Here is an 11,636-nt window from a genome sequence, read left to right as displayed (position 1 = left end):
CGATGTCAGTTGTTCGACTGATCGGGCTCAGTTTCTGACTGCTCCGCGGGCGCGCTGGACACGGGCGTCGGCGTCACCATACTGACGATCCGCCGCCCGCCCACTCCGATGGCGATCAGACCGAGGCCGTCGAAGAGCAGCGCGAGCGAGAAGAAGACCCCGAGAACGTACCGGCTGCTGTCCGGCCAGTCGAACAGGACGAGCAGACCGAGCAGCAGGCCGAAGGCGCCCTGGAGCAGGGTCCAGCCGAACTGCGGCCCGCGCACCACGACACTGCCGACCAGCCGGAAGAGACCGCCGGTGAGGAAGAGCAGGGCGGCGAACATCGTCAGCGCCTCGGCCGAGCCCTCCGGGTGACGGATCACCACGACACCGGCCGCGATGTTCAGGGCGGCCACCACCACGGCGAGCCAGAAGTAGCTGGTGCCACGCGACTGGATCGCCTGGAGGAGCCCGACGACTCCGCCGATCAGCAGCAGCCAGCCGAAGAGCAGCATCGAGGTCAGGGTGGCGAGGCCGGTGTAGACCAGACCGACGACACCGCCGATGACGAGCAGGACGCCGAGCACGGCCAGCCAGCTGAAGCTCCGGTTGAGCCGCTTCCCCTCGCGTGCCATCTCACGGACCGGGTCCGGGACCACGTCCGGCTCATGGGCGTCCTTGGCCATGCGGTGCCTCCTCGGGACGACCCCTTCCTGATCGTACGTTCGGGTACGGCGGATAGCATCCGGCCCATGGAGCCGCAGCTGAAGGACAGCGTCACGGACGGCGTCGCCACCGTCGTCATCGCCAACCCCGCCAAGCGCAACGCGATGAGCGCCGGCATGTGGCGGGCACTGCCCGGCGTGCTGGACCGGCTCGCCGCCGACCCCGCCGTCCGGGTGCTGGTCCTGACGGGTGAGGGCGACACCTTCTGCGCCGGGGCCGACATCTCGGCGCTCCGCGAGCCCGGGGACGAGCAGCAGGCGCTGGCGGTACGGGCCGAGGAGGCGCTCGCCGCGTTCCCCCGGCCGACCCTGGCGGCCGTCCGGGGCTTCTGCGTCGGCGGCGGCAGCCAGCTCGCCGCCGCCTGCGACCTGCGGTTCGCCGAGGAGGGCGCCCGCTTCGGGATCACCCCGTCGAAGCTCGGCATCGTCTACTCGTCCTCCTCGACCCGGCGGCTCGCCGCCCTCGTGGGTCCTTCGACCGCCAAGTACCTGCTGTTCTCCGGTGAGTTGATCGACGCGGAGCGGGCCCTGCGGACCGGGTTCGTGGACGAGCTGCACCCGGTGGGCGAGCTGGACAAGCGGGTCTCCGAGTTCGCCCGGGTGCTCGCCTCGCGCTCGCTGCTGACCCAGTCGGCGGCCAAGGAGTTCGCCGACGGGCGCCTGGACCGGGACGCCCACTGGGCGGAGCAGGCACGCGGCAGCGGCGACACCGCGGAGGGGGTCGCCGCCTTCCTGGAACGCCGGACGCCCCGCTTCACCTACGGGAGCTGAGGCCCGGCGGGCCTTCGCTCAGCGCCCCTGGGGGAGCTCCTCCGGCTTCACGCCCCGCCACCGCGCGACGATCTCGGCCGGGGCCTTCTCCGGCGAGCCCGCGTCGTACGGCGGCTGCGGGTCGTACTCGGTGAGCAGCTGGATGGTCTGGGCGGCCTCGTCCCCGGCGATCCGGCCGATCAGGTGCAGCGCCATGTCGATGCCCGAGGAGACCCCGGCCGCGGTGACGTACTTGCCGTCGAAGACGACCCGCTCGCCGGTGGGCTCGATGCCCAGCTCCTTGAGCTCCTCGATGGCGAGCCAGTGGGTGGTGGCGCGGCGGCCGTCGAGGAGGCCGGCGGCGGCCAGGATCAGGGAGCCGGTGCAGACCGAGGTCGTCCAGGTGCTGGTCTCGTCGGCCGTACGGAGCCAGGCCTGGATCTCCGGGTCGTCCATGGCGCCGCGCGAGTCGGGGCCGCCGGGGACGAGCACGATGTCGGGCCGCGGGACCTCGGCGAGGGTCTTGTCGGCGACGAGGGCGAGGCTGCCCTGGTCGTTGCGGACGGGGCCGCTCTCCTTGGCGACGAAGACGGTCTCGGCCCCGGGGATGCGGGCGAGGAGCTCGTACGGGCCGACGGCGTCGAGTGTGGTGAAGCCCTGGTAGAGCAGGACGGCGATCTGCATGCTGCTGCCTTTCAGCTGACGGGTGAGTGGAAGCGGCGGCGGTAGTCGGCGGGAGCTGTGCCGAGGGCCTTGGTGAAGGCGCGGCGCATCGCCTCGGGGGTGCCGTAGCCCGAGGCGCGGGCGACCTCCTCGACGCCGCGGGAGGTCTCCTCCAGGAGGCGGCGGGCGTGTTCGAGCCGTACCCGGTCGACGTAGCGGCCGGGGGTCGTGCCCGTCTCGGCCTGGAAGGCGCGGGCGAAGTGGCGGGGCGAGAGCCGGGCGCGGGTGGCGAGGGCCTCCACGGAGAGGTCGCCGTCGGGGTGCTCGGTGATCCACTGCTGGAGGTCGCGCAGCGGCTCCCGGCGGGCGGTCTGGGCGGCGAGCTGGACGCTGAACTGGGCCTGGTTGCCGGGGCGGCGCAGAAAGACGACCAGGTGCCGGGCGACGGTGAGGGCGATGTCCCGGCCGAGGTCCTCCTCGACCAGGGCGAGGGCCAGGTCGATGCCGGCGGTGACCCCGGCGGAGGTGGAGAGCCGTCCGTCCCGGACGAAGATGGGGTCCGGGTCCACCTCGACCTCGGGGTAGCAGCGGGCCAGGTGGTCGCAGGCCACCCAGTGGGTGGTCGCCCGGTGACCGTCGAGGAGCCCCGCCTCGGCGAGGAGCAACGCCCCCGTGCAGACGGAGACCAGACGCCCGGCCTTCGGGGCGTGGGTGCGGAGCCAGTCGATCAGGGCCGGAGCGGGTTCCCGGGTGCCCTCGCCGCCGGGGACCACGAGGGTGTGCGGTGCGCCGTCGGCGACCGCCTCGGCGAGGGTGGTGTCGGGGAGCAGACGCAGTCCGCTGTGGGTACGGACGGGACCGCCGTCCAGGGAGGCGGTGCGGATCGGGTACGCGTCCGGGTCGCCGGAGGCGCGGCCGGCACCGGCGAACACCTCGTAGGGGCCGGTGACGTCGAGGCTCTGCACGCCGTCGAAGAGGACGACGAGAACGGGTCGCTGCGTCATGCCTCCATCCTGGGAGGAGCCCGGGACGGCCGCAATGACGCCGATCCCACCTTTTCTGCCATGGTCTGCCGGGGCACGAGCCCGGAAGCGGCCCCGGGAACGAGTTCTGGAACGGCCACTGGAACGGCCAGTGGAACAGCCGGTACCGGTCTCTGGCGCGGTCCCGACCGTTCCCGTCGTACCGACCAGTCGGTAACCTTCGGGCATGACGACGACTGCTCTGCCGCCCCGCGCGGGACGCCGCTGCCACAACGCCCTCAACCCGCTGCACTCCACGCTCTACTTCTCGCCCGACCTGGACCGCGAGTTCGGCGCCCTGGGCTTCACCGACCAGACCGCGATGCGGCTCGCCTCGCGCAGCGCAGCCCTCGGCGCGGTGGGCCCCGGCACGGTCGCCGCGACCTTCTACAACTACCACCACGAGCTGCTCGCCCGGCACCTCCCGGCCGTCTGGGAGACCGCCTCCCCCGCCCAGGTCCTGGACGCGCGGCTGCGCACCGCCGACGCCACCCTGCGCCGGCTGCTCGGCGAGGAGACGGTCGCCTCCGCGGAGATGGCCGAGGCGGCGGAGCTCGCGCTGCGCGCCACCGAGGCCTGCACCCGGCACGCCCGGCCGCTCTACTCGGCCCACGCGGACCTGCCGGTGCCCGAGGAGCCCCACCTCGCCTACTGGCACGCCGCCACCCTGCTGCGCGAGCACCGGGGCGACGGGCACCTCGCGGCCCTGCTCTCGGCCGGCCTCGACCCCGTCGAGGCCCTGGTGTCCCACACCGCCACCGGCAAGGGCATGACCCCGCGCTGGGTGCTCGGCTCCCGCGGCTGGCGGCGCGCCGACTGGGAGGCCGCGGCGGAGCGGCTGCGCGGGCGCGGGCTGCTCGACGCCGAAGGCGAGCTGACCGAGGCGGGTGCGGCCCTCCGCGACGAGCTCGAGGAGCACACCGACCGGCTCGACGCCGCGCCGTACGAGCACCTCGGCGCGGCCGGGGTCGAGCGGCTCACCGAGCTGGGGCGCGGCTTCCTGGTCACGGCCGCCGTCGCGGGCGCCTTCCCGGCGGATCTCGTCGGCAAGGAGTGACCGCGGGGGCGCCCGGAGGCCCCCGGGACGCGCGCGGGACGGGCCGGTTACCGCGTACGGGTGACCGACCCGGCACAATGCACTCGCAAGCTTGAGGCACGAGAAGGCGAGTCGGGACACCGTGACGACGTCCATCGAAGCAAGGATCGCCGAGGAACTCGGCGTACGCGAGCGACAGGTGAAGGCAGCCGTCGAGCTGCTCGACGGCGGTTCGACCGTGCCGTTCATCGCCCGCTACCGCAAGGAAGCGACGGAGATGCTCGACGACGCGCAGCTCCGCACCCTGGAGGAGCGGCTGCGCTATCTGCGCGAGCTGGAGGACCGCCGGTCGGCGATCCTCGACTCGGTACGCGAGCAGGGCAAGCTGACGGAGGAGCTCGAGGCCCGCATCCGGGCGGCCGACACCAAGGCGCGTCTGGAGGACATCTACCTGCCCTTCAAGCCGAAGCGCCGGACGAAGGCCCAGATCGCCCGTGAGGCCGGTCTGGGGCCGCTGGCGGAGGGGCTGCTGGCCGACCCGTCCGTGGAGCCGGCGGCCGCCGCCGCGGCCTTCGTGGACGCGGACAAGGGCGTCGCCGACGCCGCCGCGGCCCTGGAGGGCGCGCGGGCGATCCTCGCCGAGACGTTCTCCGAGGACGCCGACCTCATCGGCGAGCTGCGTGAGCGCATGTGGGGCCGCGGCCGGCTGGTGGCGAAGGTCCGTGAGGGACAGGAGGAGGCGGGGTCCAAGTTCGCCGACTACTTCGACTTCACCGAGCCCTTCACGGCCCTGCCCTCGCACCGCGTGCTGGCCATGCTGCGCGGCGAGAAGGAGGACGTACTCAGCCTCGACCTGGAGCCGGAGGAGCCCTCCGAGCTCCCCGGCCCCTCCTCGTACGAGGGGATCGTCGCGGGTCGCTTCGGCGTCGCCGACCGGGGGCGCCCCGGAGACAAGTGGCTCCAGGACACGGTCCGTTGGGCCTGGCGGACCCGCATCCTCGTGCACCTCGGGATCGACCTGCGGCTGCGGCTGCGGACGGCCGCCGAGGACGAGGCGGTCCGGGTCTTCGCGGCGAACCTGCGCGACCTGCTGCTCGCCGCGCCGGCCGGCACCCGGGCGACGCTCGGCCTCGACCCCGGCTTCCGTACCGGCGTGAAGGTCGCCGTGGTCGACGCGACCGGCAAGGTCGTCGCCACCGACACGATCTACCCGCACGTGCCGGCCAACAAGTGGGACCAGGCGCTGGACAGGCTGGCGCGTCTCGCGAAGGAGCACGCGGTCGAGCTGGTCGCGATCGGCAACGGCACGGCCTCCCGCGAGACCGACAAGCTGGCGGCCGAACTCCTCGCCAAGCACCCCGAGTTGAAGCTGACCAAGGTGATGGTCTCGGAGGCCGGCGCCTCGGTCTACTCGGCCTCCGCGTTCGCCTCGCAGGAACTCCCGGGCCTCGACGTGTCGTTGCGCGGTGCGGTCTCCATCGCCCGCCGTCTCCAGGACCCGCTCGCCGAGCTGGTGAAGATCGACCCGAAGTCCATCGGCGTCGGCCAGTACCAGCACGACCTGGCCGAGGTGAAGCTCTCCCGCTCGCTCGACGCGGTCGTCGAGGACTGTGTGAACGGTGTCGGCGTCGACGTCAACACCGCCTCCACGCCGCTCCTTTCGCGGGTCTCCGGCATCAGCTCGGGGCTCGCGGAGAACATCGTCGCGCACCGGGACGCCAACGGCCCCTTCCGCTCCCGCCGGGCGCTCAAGGACGTGGCCCGGCTGGGCCCGAAGGCGTACGAGCAGTGCGCGGGCTTCCTGCGCATCCGGGGCGGCGACGACCCGCTCGACTCCTCCTCGGTGCACCCGGAGGCGTACCCGGTGGTGCGCCGGATGGTGAAGGCGACGGGCGGCGAGGTCGCGGCGCTCGTCGGCGACACCGGGACGCTGCGCTCGCTGCGGGCCGACGACTTCGTGGACGAGACCTTCGGTCTGCCGACCGTGACGGACATCCTGCGCGAGCTGGAGAAGCCGGGCCGCGACCCGCGTCCGGCGTTCCGGACCGCGACCTTCGCGGAGGGCGTCGAGAAGATCGGCGACCTGGTGTCCGGGATGGTCCTTGAGGGCGTCGTCACCAATGTGGCCGCCTTCGGGGCGTTCGTGGACATCGGTGTGCACCAGGACGGTCTGGTGCACGTCTCCGCGATGTCGAAGACCTTCGTGAAGGACCCGCGCGACGTGGTGAAGCCCGGCGACGTGGTCAAGGTGAAGGTCCTCGACGTCGACATCCCGCGCAAGCGGATCTCGCTGACGCTGCGGCTCGACGACCAGTCCGGTGCGGAGGCCTCGGACGGGGCTCCCAAGCGCGAGCGCGGCGACCGGGGCGAGCGCTCCGGCCGGCCGCCGCAGCAGCGGCAGGGCGGCGGTGGCGGCGGTGGCGGTGGCCGCCGGGCCGAGCGCGGGGACCGTGGCGGTCAGGGCGACCGCGGCGGCCGGAACGGGCAGGGCGGCCAGGGCGGCCAGGGTGGCCAGGGCGGTCGCGGCGGGCAGCCCGAGCGGGGTGGCCGGGACCGGGCGTCCGCTCCCGCGCCCGCGAACAGCGCGATGGCCGACGCCCTCCGCAAGGCGGGTCTGCTGGGCGAGGGCGGCGGCAAGCGCCGCTGACGGGACACGTCGTCGTAGTCGTCCCCGTGTGCCCCCTTCGGGCCACGGGGACTGCGGCGGCTACCGGTGGACCCCGAGCCGGTCGCGCTGCCCCCGCTACGGCAGGAAGCGCAGGGCCCAGTCGGCGCGGTTGGCGACGGAGAGGTCGTCGTCCTCCGTCAGCGGCTGGAGGAGGTCCCGGGCCGCCTTCGGGTCGGCCTGGACCAGATCGACGATCTCGGTGGCCAGACCGTCCTGGTCGTCACCGAGGTCGACGGCGGAGGCGCGGATCAGGGTCGGCAGGGCCTCCGGGCCCCCGATCGCCGCGACGACGCCGCCGAGGAGCTCACGGGCGTAGGCGTTCCGCTCGGTGAGGGCGCGATCCAGCTCCGCCTGGAGACGCGGCAGGAGACCGGCGTCGCCCGAGGCGGCGATCTCGTCGGCGAGGTCGATCGTCTCGTCCACGTCGGCGTCGAGATCGTCCAGCATCTCGGTCAGCCGGGTCAGTAGGTCGGTCATGGTGCCTCCTGGAATGCGCCGTCCACGAGAACGGGGACGGTCGTCGAGCTGTCGGTCTCGGCGGCCACGGCCACGTCCTGCGGAAAGCCGTACTCGTACAGTTCACGACCCGAGTCACAGCCGTGCAAGGCGGCGACCGGGTCCTCGGTGGCCGCCCACAGCGTGGCCGCCGCGGTCGCCTCCGGGGTGAGGATGTGCGGGCCCGCGGCCCGCAGCCCGGCGAGGACGGCGCCAGCACCGAGCAGGTCCTCGAGCGCCGGGCGCAGCGAACCGTCCGGCCACCGCTCGCCGGACGCGATGACCGTGACCGGGCGTTCGGCGGAGCCGTACCCCTGCCGCGTGAGCCAGCGGACGACGGCCGAGTGGTTGCGCAGGGACGCGGCGACGACGACCGCGTCACCGGCCTCCGCCGCGATGGTGGAGCCGTTCGGCGAGGGCAGGACCAGGCGCGGCGGCGTCGGGGCGGCGCGCAGGGCCGCCGGGGAGAGCGACCACGGGTGCTCGGGGGTCGCCTCGCGGCGCCCGACGGCGAGCGTCGCGCCGACGCTCTCCGCGTACGCGACGGCCGTCGCGTCCCGCCACCGGTACGGGTGGACGGCCGCGCCGGCCTCGACGGCGACGCCTACGGCGGTGGTGAAGGACAGCACGTCGACGACGACCACGCAGCCGGCCGAGGGGGCGAGGACCCTCGCCTCGACGGGTCCCCAGCCGAACGAGACCGTCATCGCGGGCCCCGGCCGACGCACGGGACCGGCGTCGCGGCCCGCCGTGCCGCACACACGGCCGTCGTCGCGAGCCCCCGGCCCGCCGTGTGCGAGGCGGTCATCAGAGCTCGGTGACCTTGCCGTCGGCGACCTCGACGCGCCGCGTGGTGCGGACCGCGTCGAGCATCCGCCGGTCGTGGGTGACGAGCAGCAGGGTGCCGGTGTACGAGTCGAGCGCGGACTCCAGCTGCTCGATGGCCGGCAGGTCCAGGTGGTTCGTCGGCTCGTCGAGGACGAGCAGGTTCACGCCCCGGCCCTGGAGCAGGGCGAGCGCGGCGCGGGTCCGCTCGCCCGGGGAGAGCGTGGTGGCGGGCCGCATCACATGGACGGCCTTGAGGCCGAACTTGGCCAGCAGGGTACGGACCTCGGCGGGCTCCGTCTCCGGCACGGCCGCGCAGAACGCCTCCAGGAGCGTCTCCGTACCGTGGAAGAGCTTGCGGGCCTGGTCGACCTCCCCGACGACGACGCCCGAGCCGAGGACCGCGTCCCCGGAGTCGAGCGGCAGCCGGCCGAGCAGGGCGGCGAGCAGGGTCGACTTCCCGGCGCCGTTGGCCCCGGTGACGGCGACCCGGTCGGCCCAGTCGATCTGCAGCGTGACGGGGCCGAAGGAGAAGTCGCCGCGGCGCACCTCGGCCTCGCGGAGGGTCGCGACGACCGAGCCGGAGCGCGGAGCGGCCGCGATCTCCATGCGGAGCTCCCACTCCTTGCGGGGCTCGTCGACGACGTCGAGGCGCTCGATCATGCGCTGGGTCTGGCGGGCCTTCGCGGCCTGCTTCTCGCTGGCCTCGCTGCGCGCGTTGCGGCCGAGCTTGTCGCTGTCGGTGGACTTGCGGCGGGCGTTCTTGACGCCCTTGTCCATCCAGGACCGCTGCATGTGGCCGCGCGCTTCGAGGGCCGCCTTCTTGCCCGCGTACTCGTCGAAGTCCTCGCGCGCGTGCCGCCTGGCCCTGTCCCGCTCCTCCAGGTAGGCCTCGTAACCGCCGCCGTACAGCGTGATCTGCTGCTGGGCGAGGTCGAGTTCGAGGACCTTGGTGACCGTACGGGTGAGGAACTCGCGGTCGTGGCTGATGACGACCGTGCCGGCGCGCAGCCCCTTCACGAAGCCTTCGAGGCGCTCGAGCCCGTCGAGGTCGAGGTCGTTGGTGGGCTCGTCGAGCAGGAAGACGTCGTAGCGGGAGAGCAGCAGGGAGGCGAGGCCGGCACGGGCGGCCTGACCGCCGGAGAGGGAGGTCATCGGCTGGTCGAGGCCGACGGTGAGGCCGAGCGAGTCGGCGACCTCGTCGGCGCGCTCGTCGAGGTCGGCGCCGCCGAGGTTCAGCCAGCGCTCCAGGGTGATCGCGTACGCGTCGTCGGCGCCGGGCGTGCCGTCGACGAGGCCCTGGGTGGCCTCGTCCATCGCCGTCTGGGCGGCGGCGACGCCGGTGCGCCGGGCGAGGAACTCCCGCACGGTCTCCCCCGCGCGCCGCTCCGGCTCCTGCGGGAGGTGGCCGACGGCGGCGGTGGGCGGGGAGAGCCGGAGCTCCCCCTCCTCCGGGGTGTCGAGCCCGGCGAGCAGCCGCAGCAGGGTCGACTTGCCGGCGCCGTTGACGCCGACGAGGCCGATGACGTCGCCGGGGGCGACGACGAGGTCGAGCGCGGCGAAGAGGGTGCGTTCGCCGTGGCCGGCGGCGAGGTCCTTGGCGACGAGGGTTGCAGTCATCAGGGTACGAATCCTAGGCGACGGCGGACCGGCTCCGCCCCGGTCGGGGACGTGGGGCGGGTGCCTCCGGCCGAGACTCCGTCCGGGGCGGCCTGCGGGACCACGGACGGAGCCCCGTGCGGGGCTTCCACGGGCCGGGTGCGGGACTCCACGGGACGCCTACCTGCGGGCCTCCGCCCGGGGCCCCGTGGAGGCCTCCGTCCGGGGCTCGACCCGGGGCCGCGCGCGGGCCTCCGGCCGGGGGGCGATCGGGGGGGCCGTCCGGAGCTCGGTCCGGGGCTCCGTTCCGAGGCGCCGCAGGACGGTCCGGTACGTCGCCCGGTGGAAGCGGTACGGGCCCACGCCGGGGTAGCCCTCGCGGGCCGGGTCCGCGGTGGGGCCGGTCTGCCAGGCGAAGTCGCGCCAGACGACGTCCTCGCCGTCGTGCTCGACCACGGCGGTGACGGCTCCGCAGCCGAGGTCCTCGCAGTCGGGGCAGGAGTAGATCACCCGGCGGCCGCCCGTGAGCGAGCCCGCGGGGCCGGCGTCCGCGTCCGGGTCGAGGAGCCCGTGGACGTGCTCGGCGCGGAGGGCGGGCGGGAGGTCGCCGGCCAGCGGCGAGACCGTGTCGACGCCCTCGGCCTCGTCGAGCCGGTGGAGCAGCGCTCTGCCGTCGACGACGAGGTCGAGGTCCTCGGGGCGGGGGCGGGGCCGGGCGAAGGCCCCGGGGAGGACACCACCGCCGTCCGGGAGGACGGCGGGGGCGAGGTCGAGAGTCGTGTACACGGCCGGCATGCCTCCAGCATTCCCCGGTCGGGGTCCTCGTTCCATGGCTGGTCCGTCCCGGAAATGTCCCGGTCCCGGTACGGTCCGGGGCATGGAGAGCGACGTGATCGTGGTGGGTGGCGGGGTCGTCGGTCTGACGACCGCGGTGACGCTGGCGGAGCGCGGCCTTCGGGTGCGGGTCTGGTCGCGGGACGAGGTGACGGCGACGACCTCGGCGGTGGCCGGGGCCCTGTGGTGGCCGTACCGGATCGAGCCCGAGGAGGAGGCGGGCGCCTGGGCGTTGGTCTCGTTGCGGGTGTACGGCGAGCTGGCCGCCGATCCGGAGCGCACGGGGGTGCGGTGGGTGGCCGGGGTCCACGCGGACACCGTCCTGGACGGGCTGGGCTCCTGGGCGCGGGAGGTGCCGGGCCTTCGGCAGCTGGCGCCCGAGGAGGTGCCGGGGCCGTACGACGTGGGTCTCGCGGCACGGTTGCCGCTGATCGACATGCCGGTCCATCTGGCCTGGCTGCGGGACCGGTTCGAGGCGGCCGGCGGGGTCTTCGAGCGGCGTACGGTCGGCGGCTTCGGGGAGGCGGCGGCCGGGGCGCGGGTGGTCGTCGACTGCACGGGGGCTGCGGCGCGGGAACTCGTACCGGATCCCGGACTGCGACCGGTGCGGGGGCAGTTGGTCCTGGTGGAGAACCCGGGGATCGAGGAGTGGTTCACCTCGGCGGACGCGGGGGCCGGCGAGACGACGTACTTCTTCCCGCAGCCGGGGCGGCTGGTCCTGGGCGGGACGGCCGAGGAGGACGACGAGCGGACGGAGCCCGATCCGGCGACGGCGGCGGCGATCGTGGCGCGGTGCGCGCGGGTGCGGCCGGAGATCGCGGGGGCGCGGGTGCTCGGCCACCGGGTGGGCCTGCGTCCGGCGCGGGTGGGCGGAGTCCGGATCGAGGCGGTGCCGCTGCCGGGCGGCGGGCGTCTGGTGCACCACTACGGGCACGGGGGCGCGGGCGTCACGGTGGCCTGGGGCTGCGCGGAGCGGGCGGCGGAGCTGGCGGAGGCGTGAGAACGGCCGCGGGGCGGGTGCTGCCCTTTCGGACAGC

11 protein-coding genes are annotated in these 11,636 nt (G+C 74.4%); 4 read left to right on the top strand and 7 right to left on the bottom strand.

The genetic code is table 11. The annotated features are described in order from the left end of the window. Positions 1 to 5: 5 nt before the first annotated feature. On the bottom strand, positions 6 to 668 hold the full coding sequence (locus tag E0F75_RS27380) for an HdeD family acid-resistance protein (RefSeq protein ID WP_229313619.1): 663 nt from the start codon (positions 666 to 668) through the stop codon (positions 6 to 8). Between the two features lie 66 nt (positions 669 to 734). Here E0F75_RS27380 and E0F75_RS27375 point away from each other — a divergent pair, with 66 nt between their 5' ends. Next, positions 735 to 1,478 carry an enoyl-CoA hydratase/isomerase family protein gene (locus E0F75_RS27375; RefSeq protein WP_229313618.1) on the top strand — a complete coding sequence of 248 codons (744 nt, stop codon included), beginning with the start codon at positions 735 to 737 and terminating at the stop codon, positions 1,476 to 1,478. An 18-nt stretch (positions 1,479 to 1,496) separates the two neighbouring features. On the opposite strand, the gene E0F75_RS27370 is transcribed toward E0F75_RS27375, so the two are convergent. Both E0F75_RS27370 and E0F75_RS27365 read right to left on the bottom strand, forming a co-directional pair. Beyond that, complete coding sequence (locus E0F75_RS27370) at positions 1,497 to 2,141, bottom strand: DJ-1/PfpI family protein (RefSeq protein ID WP_229313617.1); 645 nt, start codon at positions 2,139 to 2,141, stop codon at positions 1,497 to 1,499. 11 nt (positions 2,142 to 2,152) lie between these two features. Beyond that, on the bottom strand, positions 2,153 to 3,124 hold the full coding sequence (locus tag E0F75_RS27365; protein WP_229313616.1) for a GlxA family transcriptional regulator: 972 nt from the start codon (positions 3,122 to 3,124) through the stop codon (positions 2,153 to 2,155). Between the two features lie 205 nt (positions 3,125 to 3,329). Between E0F75_RS27365 and E0F75_RS27360 the strand changes: the two genes are divergently transcribed. Then, positions 3,330 to 4,199, top strand: a complete 870-nt coding sequence (locus tag E0F75_RS27360) for a hypothetical protein (protein ID WP_229313615.1) — start codon at positions 3,330 to 3,332, stop codon at positions 4,197 to 4,199. 121 nt (positions 4,200 to 4,320) lie between these two features. Beyond that, on the top strand, positions 4,321 to 6,825 hold the full coding sequence (locus E0F75_RS27355; RefSeq protein ID WP_229313614.1) for a Tex family protein: 2,505 nt from the start codon (positions 4,321 to 4,323) through the stop codon (positions 6,823 to 6,825). Positions 6,826 to 6,921: 96 nt separating this feature from the next. On the opposite strand, the gene E0F75_RS27350 is transcribed toward E0F75_RS27355, so the two are convergent. From E0F75_RS27350 to E0F75_RS27335, 4 genes are all read right to left on the bottom strand, one after another. Further along, entirely contained in the window at positions 6,922 to 7,323 is a 402-nt protein-coding gene (locus E0F75_RS27350; protein WP_030313656.1) for a hypothetical protein, read from the bottom strand. Then, positions 7,320 to 8,048 carry a 2-phosphosulfolactate phosphatase gene (locus E0F75_RS27345; RefSeq protein ID WP_229313613.1) on the bottom strand — a complete coding sequence of 243 codons (729 nt, stop codon included), beginning with the start codon at positions 8,046 to 8,048 and terminating at the stop codon, positions 7,320 to 7,322. The genes E0F75_RS27350 and E0F75_RS27345 overlap by 4 nt, the downstream gene beginning before the upstream one ends. A gap of 100 nt (positions 8,049 to 8,148) precedes the next feature. After that, entirely contained in the window at positions 8,149 to 9,786 is a 1,638-nt protein-coding gene (locus tag E0F75_RS27340; protein ID WP_229313612.1) for an ABC-F family ATP-binding cassette domain-containing protein, read from the bottom strand. Between the two features lie 159 nt (positions 9,787 to 9,945). Further along, positions 9,946 to 10,560 (bottom strand): hypothetical protein, encoded by a 615-nt coding sequence (locus E0F75_RS27335; protein WP_229313611.1) that lies wholly within the window; start codon positions 10,558 to 10,560, stop codon positions 9,946 to 9,948. Between the two features lie 82 nt (positions 10,561 to 10,642). Between E0F75_RS27335 and E0F75_RS27330 the strand changes: the two genes are divergently transcribed. Next, the gene (locus E0F75_RS27330; protein ID WP_229313610.1) at positions 10,643 to 11,599 is read left to right on the top strand and encodes an FAD-dependent oxidoreductase; all 957 of its coding nucleotides are present in this window, start codon (positions 10,643 to 10,645) and stop codon (positions 11,597 to 11,599) included. Positions 11,600 to 11,636 lie beyond the last annotated feature (37 nt).

It is taken from the genome of Streptomyces sp. CB02980 (assembly GCF_014451325.2).
GTDB lineage: Bacteria > Actinomycetota > Actinomycetes > Streptomycetales > Streptomycetaceae > Streptomyces.
The sequence above is the reverse complement of the archived record's forward strand: the minus strand, read 5'-3'. Positions and strand labels throughout refer to the sequence as shown.